Source organism: Actinoplanes sp. NPDC048791 (genome assembly GCF_040650095.1).
In the GTDB taxonomy this organism is placed as follows: Bacteria; Actinomycetota; Actinomycetes; order Mycobacteriales; family Micromonosporaceae; genus Actinoplanes.
Window position 1 is genome coordinate 1 of record NZ_JBEZGQ010000096.1, and the last position, 15,378, is coordinate 15,378.

Annotated in this window: 14 protein-coding genes and 1 pseudogene; 10 read left to right on the top strand and 5 right to left on the bottom strand. The window is 71.0% G+C overall.

Annotated elements, in window-relative coordinates:
- On the top strand, positions 1–819 hold an 819-nt coding region (locus tag AB0C29_RS10360; protein ID WP_360818064.1), incomplete at its 5' end, for an IS256 family transposase.
- A gap of 933 nt (positions 820–1,752) precedes the next feature.
- Here AB0C29_RS10360 and AB0C29_RS10365 read toward each other — a convergent pair.
- From AB0C29_RS10365 to AB0C29_RS10375, 3 genes are read right to left on the bottom strand one after another with little or no spacing between them, the layout of a single operon-like run.
- Positions 1,753–3,279, bottom strand: a complete 1,527-nt coding sequence (locus AB0C29_RS10365) for an AMP-binding protein (protein ID WP_360818067.1) — start codon at positions 3,277–3,279, stop codon at positions 1,753–1,755.
- 8 nt (positions 3,280–3,287) lie between these two features.
- Positions 3,288–4,400 carry a DUF5938 domain-containing protein gene (locus AB0C29_RS10370; protein ID WP_360818070.1) on the bottom strand — a complete coding sequence of 371 codons (1,113 nt, stop codon included), beginning with the start codon at positions 4,398–4,400 and terminating at the stop codon, positions 3,288–3,290.
- A gap of 1 nt (position 4,401) precedes the next feature.
- Positions 4,402–5,205: an SDR family NAD(P)-dependent oxidoreductase gene (locus AB0C29_RS10375; protein WP_360818073.1), complete on the bottom strand. Its 804-nt coding sequence runs from the start codon at positions 5,203–5,205 to the stop codon at positions 4,402–4,404.
- A 180-nt stretch (positions 5,206–5,385) separates the two neighbouring features.
- On the opposite strand from AB0C29_RS10375, the gene AB0C29_RS10380 reads away from it, so the two are divergent.
- Positions 5,386–6,057, top strand: coding sequence for a TetR/AcrR family transcriptional regulator (locus tag AB0C29_RS10380; protein WP_360818075.1), 672 nt, complete (start codon positions 5,386–5,388; stop codon positions 6,055–6,057).
- Positions 6,058–6,164: 107 nt separating this feature from the next.
- Positions 6,165–7,331 (top strand): PHB depolymerase family esterase, encoded by a 1,167-nt coding sequence (locus AB0C29_RS10385; protein ID WP_360818078.1) that lies wholly within the window; start codon positions 6,165–6,167, stop codon positions 7,329–7,331.
- On the opposite strand, the gene AB0C29_RS10390 is transcribed toward AB0C29_RS10385, so the two are convergent.
- The gene (locus AB0C29_RS10390) at positions 7,313–7,960 is read right to left on the bottom strand and encodes a CoA transferase subunit B (RefSeq protein ID WP_360818081.1); all 648 of its coding nucleotides are present in this window, start codon (positions 7,958–7,960) and stop codon (positions 7,313–7,315) included. The genes AB0C29_RS10385 and AB0C29_RS10390 overlap by 19 nt on opposite strands.
- On the bottom strand, positions 7,960–8,373 hold the full coding sequence (locus AB0C29_RS10395; RefSeq protein ID WP_360818084.1) for a CoA-transferase: 414 nt from the start codon (positions 8,371–8,373) through the stop codon (positions 7,960–7,962). The genes AB0C29_RS10390 and AB0C29_RS10395 overlap by 1 nt, the downstream gene beginning before the upstream one ends.
- Positions 8,374–8,621: 248 nt before the next feature.
- Between AB0C29_RS10395 and AB0C29_RS10400 the strand changes: the two genes are divergently transcribed.
- From AB0C29_RS10400 to AB0C29_RS10430, 7 genes and pseudogenes are all read left to right on the top strand, one after another.
- Entirely contained in the window at positions 8,622–9,380 is a 759-nt protein-coding gene (locus AB0C29_RS10400) for an ABC transporter ATP-binding protein (RefSeq protein ID WP_360818087.1), read from the top strand.
- The gene (locus tag AB0C29_RS10405) at positions 9,367–10,062 is read left to right on the top strand and encodes an ABC transporter ATP-binding protein (protein WP_360818090.1); all 696 of its coding nucleotides are present in this window, start codon (positions 9,367–9,369) and stop codon (positions 10,060–10,062) included. Before AB0C29_RS10400 ends, AB0C29_RS10405 begins: the two co-directional genes overlap by 14 nt.
- An 11-nt stretch (positions 10,063–10,073) precedes the next feature.
- The gene (locus AB0C29_RS10410) at positions 10,074–11,324 is read left to right on the top strand and encodes an ABC transporter substrate-binding protein (protein ID WP_360818093.1); all 1,251 of its coding nucleotides are present in this window, start codon (positions 10,074–10,076) and stop codon (positions 11,322–11,324) included.
- Entirely contained in the window at positions 11,321–12,193 is an 873-nt protein-coding gene (locus AB0C29_RS10415) for a branched-chain amino acid ABC transporter permease (protein ID WP_360818096.1), read from the top strand. The genes AB0C29_RS10410 and AB0C29_RS10415 overlap by 4 nt, the downstream gene beginning before the upstream one ends.
- A gap of 5 nt (positions 12,194–12,198) precedes the next feature.
- Positions 12,199–13,125 (top strand): annotated as a pseudogene (locus AB0C29_RS10420) (branched-chain amino acid ABC transporter permease); the annotation flags it as partial.
- 113 nt (positions 13,126–13,238) lie between these two features.
- The gene (locus AB0C29_RS10425) at positions 13,239–14,018 is read left to right on the top strand and encodes a 3-hydroxybutyrate dehydrogenase (RefSeq protein ID WP_360818103.1); all 780 of its coding nucleotides are present in this window, start codon (positions 13,239–13,241) and stop codon (positions 14,016–14,018) included.
- On the top strand, positions 14,003–15,378 hold a 1,376-nt coding region (locus AB0C29_RS10430; protein WP_360818106.1), incomplete at its 3' end, for a GAF domain-containing protein. The genes AB0C29_RS10425 and AB0C29_RS10430, both read left to right, overlap by 16 nt.

Sequence of the window (15,378 nt, forward strand, 5' to 3'; positions counted from 1 at the left end):
CAGACGATCTCCACGATCACCGACAAGGTCCTCGACGCGATGGCCGAGTGGCAGAACCGGCCCCTCGATCCGGTCTACCCGGTGATCTTCCTCGACGCGGTCCACGTCAAGATCCGCGACGGCAAGGTCGCCAACCGGCCCGTCTACGTCGCTCTGGCGGTCACCGTCGAGGGCACCCGAGACATCCTCGGACTCTGGGCCGGCGACGGCGGCGAAGGCGCCAAGTTCTGGCTCAGCGTGCTGACCGAGCTGAAGAACCGCGGCGTCGAAGACGCCTGCATGGTCGTCTGCGACGGTCTCAAAGGCCTACCCGACGCGATCGGGCAGACCTGGCCCCTGGCCGTGGTCCAGACGTGTGTGATCCATCTGCTGCGCAACTCGTTCCGCTACGCCGGCCGGCAGCACTACGACGCGATCGCCAAAGCATTGCGGCCGGTCTACACCGCACCGACCGAAGCCGCGGCCAAAGCCCGCTTCGACGAGTTCACGCAGGCCTGGGGTGACAAGTATCCGGCGATCATCCGGCTCTGGAACAACGCCTGGGCCGAGTTCGTGCCCTTCCTCGGCTTCGACGTCGAGATCCGCAAGATCGTCTGCTCGACGAATGCGATCGAGAGCGTCAACGCCCGGATCCGCCGAGCCGTCCGGGCCCGCGGGCACTTCCCGAATGAGACCGCCGCGCTGAAATGTGTCTACCTTGCGATCATGAGTCTCGACCCGACCGGCACCGGCCGCCGCCGATGGGCGATCCGCTGGAAACCCGCCCTGAACGCCTTCGAGATGACCTTCGAAGGCCGCCTCACGGCGGCCCGCAAGTAACCCTTAACACCCGCAGTTACACCGTTCGTTTGACAGTCCCAGGCACGTCTGGGAGTGCAAGCTAAGCGCGTCTGGGCGTGGGTTACGAGACGAGACGAGGCGGGCTGAGGTGCGGCACGAGGCGCGTCTGAGGATGCGTTGCGGACGAAACGGGGCCGGGGTTACGGGTCGAAACAAGGCGGGCCGGGTTACGGGACGAGGCGCGCCTGGACGCGGGCAGCGCCCAGAGGCAAAGCCGAGGCGGGTTACGGGACGAGACAAGGCGGGCCGGGTTACGGGACGAGGCGCGCCTCGAAGCGGGCAGCGCCCCGAGGCAAAGCCGAGGCGGGTTACGGGACGAGACAAGGCGGGGCGGATTGCGGGACGCGGCGCGCCTGCAAGTGGGCAGCGCCTCGAAGACAAAGCCGGAATGGATTACGGGACAAGGTGAGGCCGGGCGGGTTACGAGACGAGGCACGCCCGGAAGTAGGCAGCGCCTCGAAGACGAAGCCAGAATGCGTTACGGGACAAGGTGAGGCCGGGCCGGTTACGAGACGAGGCACGCCTGGAAGCGGACAGCGCCTCGAAGACAAAGCCGGAATGGATTGCGGGACGAGGCGCGCCCGAGGGTGCGTTGCGCGTCGAAATGAGGTCGGGGTAGGCCCCACACTCCCGCACCGCAACCGGCGAGGTGCGTACGCAAGACCCACCACCAAGGCCGGCCAGCCCGACAAAATCCCCCGCAAGAACCACAGCGCGGCAGCCAGACCCATCACCGCAAGGGGATCACCCAAGGAAGCGCTGCAACCAGCGGCGAGCAACCAAAATCCCGGCCGGAACAGGAAACCATGCAAGGTTGGGGGCCGGGGTGACCAAGAACGGCATAAATGCTCCTCAAGCCGATCTTGGTTACCCCGGCCCCCAACCGTCCAACAGCAAGAAAAGCACAAAGATTCACCGAAGACGATCCCGAATCTCCCCCTTGAGAATCTTCCCAACCCGAGACCGAGGAAGCTCAGCCCAAACCTCAATCTGCTTAGGAGCCTTGACACCACCCAGCCGCTCCCTGACAAAAGCCATGACATCCGCCAGGTCGACCGAAAACCCCGGGGCGGGCTGCACGACCGCGGTAACCCGCTCACCCCACTTGTCATCCGGCAACCCGATAACCGCGGCCTCGTACACCGCCGGATGGTGCATCAGAGCCTGCTCCACCTCGGCCGAGTAAACGTTGTACCCACCCGTGATGATCATGTCCTTGGCCCGGTCCACGATGAACAGGTAGTTGTCCGAGTCGAGGTAGCCGATGTCCCCGGTGTGGTGCCAGCCGTACGCGCCGGCCTCAGCGGTCGCCGCCGGGTTCTTGTAGTAGCCGCGCATCACCAGCGAACCCCGGACCACGATCTCGCCGCGTTCCCCGGGCGGTAACAGAGCGCCCGTACCGTCCATGATGGCCACCGTGACCAGCGGCGACGGGTGCCCGGCCGACCCGAGCCGGTCCACCGCCAGGCCACCGCCCGGATGCAGATGCTCCGCCGGGGCCATCGTCGAGATCATCATCGGGGCTTCGGACTGGCCGAAGAGCTGGCCCATGACCGGCCCGAACACCTCGATCGCCTCGGTCAGCCGGGCCGTCGACATCGGCGCGGCCCCGTACCAGAAGCATTGCAGGCTTCTCAGATCTGTCGTGCGCACGTCGGGGTGGGCCAGGGCCAGGTAGATCACCGTCGGGGGCAGGAACGTGTGGGTCACCCGTCGCGCCTCGATCAGGTTCAGGAATTCGCCGACGTCGGGGCGGGCCATGATGACGATGCGGCCGCCCAGGGCCATGATCGGGAAGCAGAGCACCCCGGCCGCGTGGGTCAGCGGGGCCAGGGCCAGGTACGTCGGGCGGCCGCTGAACGGGTAGCTCATCAGCGTGATCGCCGACATCGCCTCGAGGTTGCGGTCGGTGAGCATGACGCCCTTGGGCGTGCCGGTTGTTCCCCCGGTGCCGACCAGCATCACTGTGTCGGCGTTCGAGGGCGAGGGGAGAGCAGAGACCGGGGGAGCGGCGGCCCATTCGGCGAAGGTCGCCCCGAGCGGCGTGGGGCCGTCGAGGCAGACGTAGACGCGGATCTTCGGCAGCAGCGGCGCGATCTTCTCGACCAGCGGGGCGTACGCGGCCTGGAAGATCAGGCAGGTGCAGTCGAAGAGGTCGAGCAACGCCCGGTTCTCCGCGGCCTCGTTGCGCGGGTTGACCGGGCACCACACCGCCCCCAGGCGCGAGATGCCGAAGACCGCCGAGAACGCCACCGGGTCGTTGCCGGACAGGATCGCCACGGACTCGCCGGCGCGCACCCCGCGGCGGTGCAGGGCGCCGGCGACCCGGTGGCTCAGTTGCTGGACCTCGGCGTACGTCATCGTCTCGGTCCCGGCGAGCAGGCACGGCTCGCCGGGGCCGAGCGAGGCCCCCTTGTCCAGGTAGTCGACGAGAGCCATCGCGGGGCTCAGCGGGCGACGGTGACGACGGGTTCGAGGACCAGTCCGAACGTGCGCAGGACGCCGAGCAGCTCGCGGTGCCCGAACGCCTGGCAGGCCGAGGCCAGGCCGGTCCGCCGGGGCGCCTGCTGGACCAGTGACTGCGCGGCCCAGGCCTGCAGCAGGCCGGTCTGCTTGTAGTTGGAGTTGCCGTGGATGACGCAGTGCGCGCGGCCCAGCGGGCCGGAGGCGTACACGGAGTCGACCGAGGTGTTGAGGCGGGGGTTCTCCCTCGGCGGCATGCCGGTCTGCCACTGCTCGGCGATCGCGGCGAGGGCGGGCCCCTGCTGCTCGGCCGGCAGGGTCTTGATCTCGGCCTGCACCATCATGGTGGTGGCCGCGACCGCCTCCATGACGTCGCGGTTCATGACGCCGCCGATCGCCCGGCAGGTGGCGACGCGCGGGTCGTCGGCGAACCAGACCGGGTGGCACATGCCGCCCCAGGGCAGGGCCAGGGAGGTGGCGTGCCGGCCGGGCACGGTGACCTCGAAGCGGGCTGTCGGGTCCCACTGCACGTACTTGTTCTCGGCCAGGTGGAACCAGTCGGCGGCCAGGATCGCGAAGATGGTCTGCGTCGAGGCGATGGTGGGCGCGCCCTCCCACAGCACCAGGATGTCGAGGGTGTCCATGCCGGGATGCTCGAGGCACAGGTTCGCCGCGATCTCGCCGGTCGTGTACATCTGCGCGACCCCGGGGGAGATCAGCAGGCCCGCGTCGGCGTACGGCCGGCCCCACTTCTCCTTCGCGTGCAGCAGCCAGTCCTGCTCGCCGGTGGTGTCCAGGTAGTGGCAGCCCGCAGCCAGCGCCGCCTCGGCCACCGGGTCGCCGAGCGTGATGAACGGGCCGACGGTGTTGCACACGACACTCGCGCCGCGGAACAGCTCGGTCAGGGCACCGACCTCGTGCTCGACCTCCGCCACCTCGTAGTCGGCGGTCTCGATGCCGGGGACCCGGTCCAGGACCTCGCGGAGCCGGTCCTTGTCGCGTCCGGCGGCGATGAAGGGCAGGTTGAGCTCGCGCAGGTACTCACAGATGAGCCGTCCGGTGTAGCCGGAGGCGCCGTAGACCACGACGGGGCGCATGTCACATCCCCATTCCGCCGTCGACGGGCACGCCGGCGCCGGTGATGAACCGGGCCGCGTCGGAGGCGAGGAAGACCACCACGTCGCCCATCTCGCCGGCCTCGCCGAGCCGGCCCATCGGGGTCTGGTCGACGACCGCGGCGATCGCGTGGTCGGTGCTGGCGAACAGTCCGATCGCGGTCACGTCGACGGCCAGTTTCACCCCCATCTCGGTCGGGACCAGACCGGGATAGATGCAGTTCACCCGTACGCCGTAACCGAGCTTGCCGGACTCCATGGCCGCGACCCGGGTCAGCCGGTCGACGGCCGACTTGGACGCCGAGTAGCCGGCGATGCCGGGGAAGGCGATGGTCGCCGCGACCGACGAGATGTTGACGATCGAGCCGCCCCGGCCGGCCGTCCCGCCGGGCCGCATGCTGCGGAAGGCGTGCTTGATGCCCAGGGCCGTGCCGACGACGTTGACCTCGAGCATCCGGGACAGCTCGGCCGGGTCGAGGTCGGCCAGCAGTGCGGTGACCTCCACGCCGGCGTTGTTGACCAGGATGTCGAAGCCGCCCAGCCCGGCCACCGTGGTGGCGGTCGCCGCCTCCCAGGACGCCTCGTCGGTGATGTCCAGCCGGGTGAAGGCCGCGGTCGCGCCGGTCTTGGCGATCAGCTCGGCGGTCTCGCGGCCGAGGTCCTCCAGGACGTCGCCGATCATGACCGCCGCGCCGGCCTCGGCCAGGGACTGGGCGATGGCCGCCCCGAATCCCCGGGCGCCGCCGGTCACGAGCGCCCGCTTACCGCTCAGATCGATTGAGGTCATGCCTGCCTCCGCTTGTGGTCACGTCGCTGTGCACCGCGGCTCGTGATGCAGGTCACAACGTACGAAAAAAACTGGACGGGTGTCAAGAAAACCTTGGACACCTGTCCAGGAATGAGGAGTCGGCGTATCGTCCCCGGTCAACGGGTCGCGCGCCGGGCCGCGGCCAGGGAGGATGAGCGGGTGACCAACGCGCTGAACACGGACCGGCCGGCCGGGACGGCGACCCCGTCCGGGCCACCGAACGCGGACCGGGTCTCCCGGCGCCAGGTCGACAAGTTCGCCCAGCGTCGCGACCAGCTGGCCGCGGCGGCGCTGCAGACGCTGGCCGAGCTGGGCTACGCGCGCACCAGCCTGCGCGAGATCGCCCAGAACACGGACTTCTCACACGGCGTGCTGCACTACTACTTCGCCGACAAGGTGGATCTGATCATCCACTGCGTCAAGCACTACAAGGCGATCTGCGTGCAGCGCTACGACGAGATCCTGGCCGCCTCGGCCACCGCCGACGACCTGGCCGCGGGCTTCGCCGCCGGGCTGGCGGTCACGGCCGGCGAGGACGCGACCCTGCACCGGCTCTGGTACGACATGCGCTCGCAGTCGCTGTTCGAGCCGGCGTTCCGCGCCGACGTGCTGGAGATCGACGACAGCCTGCAGCGGATGATCTGGCGGGTGGTGAGCCGCTACGCCGAGCTCAGCGAGCAGGTGCCCACGGTCGTGCCGGCGACGGCGTACGCGATGTTCGACGGCCTGTTCCAGCACGCGCTGCTGCGCCACCTGGCCGGCGCCCCGGACGCCCTGGACACCTTGCGGGCCGAGGCGCTGACGCTGCTGCCCCGCCTGACCCGGGACTGAGCGCACACTCCACCGCCCGGCGATGTGTGAGTCGTGGCCATGTCACAGGTCCGTCATGCGGCCGTAACGTCGGCGACATCGATCACCATCGAAGAGTGGAGGCTCTGATGGGTTCGCTTCGCCGACTCCGCCGCTGTCTGGTCATCGTCCTGCTCGTTGCCGTGGCGGGGCTGGCCGCCCCCGCACCGGCCCTGGGCGCCGGCCTGGAACCGGTCACCTCGTTCGGCTCCAACCCCGGCAACCTGGCCATGTACGTCTACCGGCCCGACGCCCTGCCGGCCGGTTCCCCCGCGGTCGTCCTGCTGCACGGCTGCACCCAGAACGCCGCCGGATACTTCGCCAACTCCGGCTGGCGCAAGTTCGCCGACCAGGCCAAGTTCGCGCTGGTGCTGCCCGAGCAGCGCACCGCCAACAACTCCAGCTCCTGCTTCAACTGGTTCGCCGCCGGCGACACCGCCCGCGACCGGGGCGAGGCTCTGTCCGTACGGCAGATGGTCGACCGGGCCGTGACCGCCTACGGCCTGGACCGGGCGCGGGTCTTCGTCTCCGGGCTGTCCGCGGGCGGGGCGATGAGCGCCGTCATGCTCGCGACCTATCCCGACGTGTTCGCCGCCGGTTCGGTGGTCGCCGGGCTGCCGTACCGGTGTGCCACCTCGCTGAGTCAGGCGAGCGGGTGCCAGTACACGCCGCCCGACCGGACGCCCGCGCAGTGGGGTGATCTCGTACGCGGGGCCTATCCCGGTTACACCGGGCCACGGCCGCGAGTGGCGATCTGGCAGGGACAGGCCGACTACACCGTGGTGCCCGCCAACGGCGTGGAGCTGCGTGACCAGTTCACCAACGTGCTGGGCGTGCCGGTGCAGCCCACCTCGACCAGCTCGCTGCCGCCCGGCACGACGCTGGAGGTGTACGGCGCCGACCAGGTCCGGCTGTACCGGGTGGCCGGCATGGGCCACGGCACTCCGGTCGATCCCGGGCCGGCGGCCGAGCAATGTGGCACGGCCGCCGCGTACTTCCTGGACACCATCTGTTCGGCGTACCGGGACGCGGTGTTCTTCGGCCTCGCCGCCGGCGGGGGCGGGCCCGGCCAGCCCGAGCCGCCGGTCCCGGCCTGCGTGACCGCGACCAACTACGCGCACGTGCAGGCCGGCCGGGCCTACGTCAGCGGCGGGTACGCCTACGCGCAGGGCTCGGGCCAGCGGATGGGCCTCTACAACGTCTTCACCTCGACCCAGCTGTGCGAGCAGCGCCCGGGTCACTGGGTGATCGGCTGATCGACCAGCAGGTGCGCGTCCGTGGCGGCGCGCACCTGCGGCAGCGTGACCCCGGGGGCCAGCTCGCGCAGCGCGAAGCCCGCCGGGGTCACGTCGAGCACCGCCAGATCGGTGATGACGCGGTGCACGACGCCGCGGCCGGTGAGCGGCAGCGTGCAGCGTTCGACGAGCTTGGCGGCGCCGTCGCGGCTGCGGTGCTCCATCAGCACGATGATCCGGCCCGCCCCGTGCACCAGGTCCATCGCCCCGCCCATGCCCTTGACCAGCTTGCCGGGCACCGTCCAGTTGGCCAGGTCGCCGCCGGCCGAGACCTGCATGCCGCCCAGGATCGCCACGTCCAGGTGCCCGCCGCGGATCATCGCGAACGACAGCGCCGAGTCGAAGTACGCGGCCCCGGGGAGCACGGTGACCGTCTCCTTGCCCGCGTTGATCAGGTCGGGGTCCTCCTGCCCGGCGTACGGGTAGGGCCCGGTGCCCAGGATGCCGTTCTCGGAGTGCAGCACCACGTGCACGCCGTCGGGTACGTGCGCCGGCACCAGGGTGGGCAGTCCGATGCCGAGGTTCACGTACTGGCCGTCGGTCAGCTCCCGGGCCGCGCGCCCGGCCATCTCGTCCCGCGTCCAGGCCATCACCGGCCTCCCGCGCGAGTCGTCCGGCGCTCGATCAGCTTGTCGCCGGGATCGCGGACCGCGACGACCCGTTGCACGAAGATTCCCGGCAGGTCGACCCGGCCCGGATCCAGCTCGCCCGGCTCGGCCAGCCGCTCCACCTCGGCCACCGTGATCCGCCCGGCCATGGCGCACAGCGGGTTGAAGTTGCGGGCCGCCGCGTGGAAGACCAGGTTGCCGTGGCGGTCGCCCACGGCCGCCCGGACCAGCGCGAAGTCGCAGGCGATGGCTTCCTCCAGCAGGTACGGGCGCCCGCCGAACTCGCGCACCTCCCGCGGGGGAGAGGCCAGGGCCACGGAACCGTCAGCGCGGTAGCGCCAGGGCAGGCCGCCGTCGGCGAGCGCACGGGCGGCACTGGTGACTGTCTTGTCCACGATTCCTCCTCGCGAGGCACCGTAAGCGCGCGAGTGATCTCCAGCTATGTGCGGCGGAACCACAAATCGGCGGCGCTGTCTGTGCCTGCCCCGGAACGGCTGGTGACGCCGCATGGCGGAAGTCACCAGCGAACGGCGGTCGATTGTGTGCAGAGCCCACATAGCTGGCCGTGAATCCGGCCCATAGTGTCTTGCGTCACAGGGCACCGCCGATCCGCGGTCGTCGCCCCCACTCAGAGGAGGTCAGGATGCCCCCGCCGATCCTCCAGGCCCGCGGGCTCGGCAAGCAGTTCCGCGGGTTCCGGGCCGTCGACGGTGTCGACCTCGACATCGCCCCGGACAGCGTGCACGCCCTCGTCGGCCCCAACGGCGCCGGCAAGTCCACGTTGTTCAACCTGCTCACCGGCTTCCTGCGGCCCAGTGCCGGCCGGATCACCCTGGACGGCGCCGACGTCACCGGGCTGCCGCCCGAGCGGGTGGCCCGCCTCGGGGTGGCCCGCTCGTTCCAGATCACCACCCTGTTCCCGCAGGTGACCGCCCGCGAGCACGTGGAGCTGGCGCTGCAGGCCCGCACCGGGCTGGGCTGGCGGTTCTGGCGCTCGGAACGGCAGCTCGGCCGGTTCCGGGACAGGGCCCTGGAACTGCTCGACGACGTCGGTCTCACGGACGCCGCCGAGGTGCCCGCCGCCGCACTGGCGTACGGGCGCAAGCGGGCCCTGGAGCTGGCCGTCGCGCTGGCGCTGGACCCGCGGGTGCTGCTGCTCGACGAGCCCACCGCGGGCATGGGCGCCGAGGACATCGACCGCACCATTGCGCTGATCCGCCGGGTCCGCCCGGGCCGCACCGTCGTCCTGGTCGAGCACAACATGAGCGTGGTCCGGAACCTGGCCGACCGGGTCACCGTGCTGCAACGCGGCACCGTGCTGGTCGAGGGCGGCTACGCCGAGGTCCGCGCCGACCCCCGCGTCATCACCGCCTACCTGGGAGAGTCGCATGCTGACCGTTGAGGGCCTCGACGCCTGGTACGGCGAGGCGCAGGTGCTGCGCGACGTGAACCTGGTCGTCGCCGAGGGCGAGATCGTGACGCTGGTCGGGCGCAACGGCGCCGGCAAGACCACTCTGCTGCGCTGCGTCATGGGCCTGCACCCGCAGTGCACCGGACGCATCAGCCTGAACGGCGACGCCGCCTTCGGCACCCGGCCCGCGCACCGGCGGGCCCGGGCCGGCATCGGCTACGTGCCGGACGACCGCGGGATCTTCGCGACCCTCACTGTCGAGGAGAACCTGCTGCTGCCCCCGGTCGTCGGCCCCGACCCGTGGTCGCTGAGCCGGATCTACGAGACGTTCCCGGTGCTGCGCGAGCGCCGCCGCTTCGCCGGCACCCAGCTCTCCGGCGGCGAGCAGCAGATGCTCGCGCTGGCCCGGGTGCTGCGCAGCGGCGCCCGGATGCTGCTTTGCGACGAGCCCACCGAGGGCCTGTCGCCGCTGCTGGTGCAGCAGATCGGCGACATTCTGCGCGAGATCAAGGCGGCCGGCGTCACCGTGCTGCTCATCGAGCAGAACCTGCACTTCGCGACCACCGTGGCCGACCGCCACCACCTGCTGGCCGAGGGCCGGGTGGTCGAGACCCTCGACAACGGCGCGGTCCGCGAGCGCGAACACGAACTTCTCGCCTACCTCGGCATCTAAGGAGACCCCCCATGAGAACGATCCGGGCGCTGGCCGCCGTCCTCGCCACCGGCACGCTGCTCGTCGCCGGCTGCGGTCGCGGCGGCCCGAGCGGTGGCAGCGACGACAAGGTCAGTGGCGGCAAGATCGTGCTGGCCGTCCTCAACGACCAGTCCGGCGTCTATGCCGACCTCTCCGGCCGCAACAGCGTCGAGGCGGTCCGGATGGCCGTCGCCGACTTCCAGGCCAAGTACGGCGACCAGGCGCTGACCAAGGACATCGAGGTCGTCACCGCGGACCACCAGAACAAGCCGGACATCGCCAACTCCAAGGCCCAGGAGCTCTACGACCGGCAGCAGGCCGACGTCATCCTCGACGTGCCCACCTCGTCGGCGGCGCTCGCGGTGGCCAACGTGGCCAAGGCCAAGAAGAAGCTCTATTTCAACGTCGGCGCCGCCACCACCGAGCTGACCGGTAAGCAGTGCAACAAGTACACCTTCCACTACGCGTACGACACGTTCATGCTCGCCAACGGCACCGGCTCGGCGGTGACCAAGGAGGGCGGCAAGAACTGGTACATCGTGTACCCGGACTACGCCTTCGGGCAGGACATGGAGAAGTCGTTCTCCGCCGCGATCACCGCGGCCGGGGGCAAGGTGCTGACCAAGGACCCGACGCCGTTCCCCAACGACAACTTCTCCACCTTCCTGCTCAAGGCGCCCGGGATGAGTCCCAGGCCGGACGTGCTGGGCACCATGCAGGCCGGCGGCGACCTGGTCAACCTGGTCAAGCAGTACAACGAGTTCAAGCTGCGGGAGAAGGGCATCAAGCTGTCGGTCGGCCTGATGTTCATCACCGACATCCACTCGCTGGGCCCGGACGCGTTCGCCGGCACCACCTTCACCGACGCCTGGTACTGGAACTTCGACGACCGCAACCGGCAGTGGGCCGACAAGTTCACCGCGAAGACCCAGACCCGGCCGTCGTTCGCGCACGCCGCCAACTACTCGGCCGCCCTGCAATACCTGGAGGCGGTGCAGCGCGCCGGGACCGACGCGTCCGACGCCGTCGTGGGCAAGCTCGAGGGCTACCAGTACGACGACGTGTTCGCTCGCAACGCCACTGTCCGCGCCGAGGACCACCGGGTCATCCACGACGTCTACCTGGCCGAGGTGAAGCCGAAGAGCGAGGTCAAAACCGACTGGGACTACGAGAAGATCCTGCGCACCATCCCGGCCGCGGAGGCGTTCCGGCCGGCCGGCGCGGGCGGCTGCACGCTGTGAGCGGCTTCCTCCAGCAGTGCTTCAACGGGCTGGTCAGCGGCGGCTTCTACGCGCTGCTGGCGCTGGGGCTGGCGGTCATCTTCGGGATGCTGGGCGTGGTCAACTTCGCCCACGGCGCGTTCTTCATGCTGGGCGCGTTCGGCGCCTACATCGCGCTGGCCGAGTTCGGCGTGCCGTTCTGGGCGGCGCTGATCCTCGTCCCGGCGGTGCTGTTCCTGCTCGGCGCCCTGCTGGAACGGACCCTCATCCGGCGGCTGGTCCCGTTCGACCCGCTCTACAACTTCCTGCTGACCTTCGGGCTGACCCTGGTCCTGCAGGACGCGGTCAAGCGCGAGTACGGCGTGCAGTCCCAGCCGTATCCGCGCCCCGCGGAGCTGTCCGGCTCGCTGAACCTGGGGCTGTTCGACTACCCGGCGTACCAGGTCTTCGTGCTCGCCGCGGCCGTCCTGCTCTGCGTCGCGGTGTGGCTGATCCTGACCCGGACCCGGGTCGGCATGGTGGTGCGGGCCGCCACCGAGCGCCCGGAGCTGACCCGGGCGCTCGGGGTGAACGTGGGCCGCTGGGTCACCCCGGTCTTCGCCTTCGGGGTGGCCCTGGCCGGCCTGGCCGGCGTGCTGGCGGCGCCGATGCGGGCGGTCAACCCGCTGATGGGCGCCGACCTGATCATCGCGGTCTTCGCCGTGGTGGTGATCGGCGGGCTGGGTTCGGTCTTCGGCTCGGTGCTGGCCGGCTTCGGCATCGGCCTGGTGCAGTCGCTGGGCAACCTCTACGTCCCCGCGCTGTCCCAGACGCTGATCTTCATCATCATGGCCGGGGTGCTGCTGTGGCGTCCCGCCGGGCTGTTCGGCCGCGAGGAGGCCCGCACGTGATCCGGATGTTCCTGCGCCACACCGAGCCGGCCGGCCGCCGCCCGCTGCGCTATGTGCTGCTCGCCGTCGGTCTGCTGGTGGCGCTGGCCCTGCCCTGGCTGATCTATCCGCCGGTGGCCATGGACATCGCCTGCTGGGCGTTGTTCGCCGCGGCCCTGGACCTGCTGCTCGGCTACACCGGCCTGCTCTCCTTCGGCCACGCCGCGTTCTGGGGCACGTCGGCCTACGCCGCGGGTCTGATCGCGATCCACGGCGGACTGCCGTTCCCGGTGGCCGTGCTGGGCGGCGCGGTGCTGGCCGCCGCGCTGGCCGTGCCGATCGGCTACCTGTGCGTGCGCAACAGCGGCATCTACTTCGCGATGGTTACCCTGGCCTTCGCCCAGATGATCTACTTCGTCGCCAACCAGTGGCGCTCGGTCACCGGCGGCGAGAACGGGTTGCAGGGCATCCCGCGCGAACTGCTCGGCCTGGACCTGAGCGACCCGTTCGTCTTCTACTACGCCGGGCTGCCCATCGTGCTGCTGGCGCTGTGGGGACTGTGGCGCATCGTGCACTCGCCGTTCGGGCACGTGCTGGTGGCCATCCGGGACAACCCGGCCCGGGCCCGGGCCATCGGCTACCCGGTGGAGCGGTACAAGCTGCTGGCCTTCGTGCTCTCCGCGGCACTGTCCGGGCTGGCCGGTGGCCTATTCGCGATCAGCCACGGCTTCGCCTCGCTGCAGGAGGTCAACTGGACCACCTCCGGCAAGGCCGTGATGATGGTCGTGCTCGGCGGCATCGGCTCGCTGTGGGGCAGCACCCTGGGAGCCGCGCTGGTCGTCCAGCTGGAGGACTATCTGTCCACCTCCGGCTTCGACGGCATCGGCATCGTCACCGGCACGGTCTTCGTCCTGGTGGTGCTGCTCTTCCGGCAGGGCCTGTGGGGCGGCGCCCGGCAGCTGGCCGCGGCCGCCGACCGGGCCCTGCGCCGCCGGATAAAGCCGCCCGAGCCTGACCCCGCCGAGGCGGTACCCGTCCCGTCCACGACCACCCGCGAAGAGGAATCATGGACACCATCGCCCAGGGGTTGAGCGTCCCGCACGAGGTCCTGGCCGGGCGCACCGCCGTGGTCACCGGCGGGGCCGGCGGCATCGGCCGGGCCTGCGCCGAACGGCTGGCCCGGGCCGGCGCCCGGGTGATCGTGCTGGACCGCGACGGCGACGCGGCCGCCCGGGTCGCCGCGGAGATCGGCGGCAGCGCCGAGACCGTGGACCTGTCCGACCTGGCCGCCGTCGACCGGCTGGACCCGGCCGTCGACATCGTGATCAACAACGCCGGGCTGCAGCACGTCGCGCCGCTGCACGAGTTCCCGACGGAGACCTTCTCACTGATCCTGCGGCTCATGCTGGAGGCGCCCTTCCGGCTGGTCCGCCGCTGCCTGCCGCACATGTACGCGCAGGGCTGGGGCCGCATCGTCAACGTGTCCTCGGTGCACGGGCTGCGCGCCTCGCCGTACAAGGCGGCGTACGTGTCGGCCAAGCACGGGCTGGAGGGCCTGTCCAAGGTGATCGCGCTGGAGGGGGCGCCGCACGGGGTCACCTCCAACTGCGTCAACCCGGCGTACGTGCGCACGCCGCTGGTCGAGGCGCAGATCGCCGCCCAGGCCGCCAGCCACGGCATGAACGAGACCCAGGTCGTCGAGGAGGTCATGCTGGCCCCGGTCGCCCTCAAGCGGCTGGTCGAGCCCGAGGAGGTGGCCGAGCTGGTCGCGTACCTGTGCTCGCCGCCGGCCTCCTTCATCACCGGCGCCTCGATGGTCATGGACGGCGGATGGACAGCGCATTGAGCAGCGTGTTCCTGGAGCTGCTGTTGCGGGAGGCGGCGGCCGTCGAGTTCGAGCGGCCGCTGCTGGAGGCCCGCGCCCAGGGCCGGCCGGCGCGGGAGCTGGCCGAGCTCGACGAGCTGAAGGCGCTCGCCCTGCAGGTCCGGGCCCTGCGGGACCGCCGGCGCCGGCGCGAGGCCGAGCTCAGTGCACGGGTCGACCCCGTCGGCGACCTGGCCACGCTGCGCGAGATCGACGCGGTGCTGGAGGCCATCGTGCGGCGGGCCCGCGAGCTGCTGGACGCCGACGTCGCCTACATGACCCTCAACGACGAGGAGCGCGGCGACACGTACATGCGGGTCACCTACGGCTCGGTGTCGGCCCGCTTCCAGCAGTTGCGGCTGCCGCTCGGGGCCGGGCTCGGCGGCCTGGTCGCACAGACCGCCGCGCCGTACGTCACCGCCGACTACAGCGCCGACGCCCGCTTCCAGCACCTCGACGAGATCGACGGCGGGGTCAGCGAGGAGGGCCTGGTGGCGATCCTCGGGGTGCCGATGCGGCTGGGCACCCGGGTGCTGGGGGTGCTGTTCGCGGCCAACCGCAGCGCGCGTCCGTTCACCCGCCAGGAGGTGACGCTGCTGGGCTCGCTGGCCGCGCACGCCTCGGTGGCCCTGGACAACACCCGCCTGCTCGGTGAGACCCGGGCCGCCCTGGAGGAGCTGGGCGCGGTCAACACGGTCGTCCGGCGGCACAGCGACTCGCTGGAACGCGCGGCCGAGGCGCACGACCGGATGACCGAGGTGATCCTGCGCGGCGGCGACCTGGACGACCTGGCCGGCGTGGTGGCCGAGGTGCTCGGCGGCGAGCTGGCCATCCTGGATGCCGACGGGCACTGCCTGGCCGCGGTCGGGGCCATCGCCGAGGTCGCCTCGCTGGCCGGTACGGCGGTGGCCGGCAACGGGCTCGGCCGGGCCACCCGCCACGGTGAGCACTGGGTGCTGGCGGCCGGCGCCGGCAGCGAGGCCCTGTGCACGCTGGTGCTGCACGCTCCCGGGGCGCTGAGCGAGACCGACACCCGGATCCTGGAACGCGCGGGCGTGGTCACCTCGCTGCTGCTGCTGTTCCGGCGCAGCCTCGCCCAGGCCGAGGGCCGGGTCCGCGGCGAACTCCTCGAGGACCTGCTGAGCCGCGGCGTCGAGGACCCGGTGACGGTCCGGCAGCGGGCCCGGCGGCTGGGCGTCGACCTGGACGCCGCGCACGTACTGGTGGTGCTGACCTGCCCGCCGCGCCAGCGGGAACGCGCCGCCCAGTGGAGCTCCGCGCACGCGGCGGCCTGCGGGGGGCTGGCCGCGCAGCGCGAGGACAACGTGACCCTGCTGGTCGG

Coding starts and splice junctions, on each gene's coding strand:
- AB0C29_RS10385 (WP_360818078.1), top strand. CDS start 6,165: ATGGGTTCGCTTCGCCGACTCCGCCGCTGTCTGGTCATCGTCCTGCTC.
- AB0C29_RS10365 (WP_360818067.1), bottom strand. CDS start 3,279: ATGGCTCTCGTCGACTACCTGGACAAGGGGGCCTCGCTCGGCCCCGGC.
- AB0C29_RS10425 (WP_360818103.1), top strand. CDS start 13,239: ATGGACACCATCGCCCAGGGGTTGAGCGTCCCGCACGAGGTCCTGGCC.
- AB0C29_RS10370 (WP_360818070.1), bottom strand. CDS start 4,400: ATGCGCCCCGTCGTGGTCTACGGCGCCTCCGGCTACACCGGACGGCTC.
- AB0C29_RS10390 (WP_360818081.1), bottom strand. CDS start 7,960: ATGGCCTGGACGCGGGACGAGATGGCCGGGCGCGCGGCCCGGGAGCTG.
- AB0C29_RS10400 (WP_360818087.1), top strand. CDS start 8,622: ATGCCCCCGCCGATCCTCCAGGCCCGCGGGCTCGGCAAGCAGTTCCGC.
- AB0C29_RS10375 (WP_360818073.1), bottom strand. CDS start 5,205: ATGACCTCAATCGATCTGAGCGGTAAGCGGGCGCTCGTGACCGGCGGC.
- AB0C29_RS10410 (WP_360818093.1), top strand. CDS start 10,074: ATGAGAACGATCCGGGCGCTGGCCGCCGTCCTCGCCACCGGCACGCTG.
- AB0C29_RS10405 (WP_360818090.1), top strand. CDS start 9,367: ATGCTGACCGTTGAGGGCCTCGACGCCTGGTACGGCGAGGCGCAGGTG.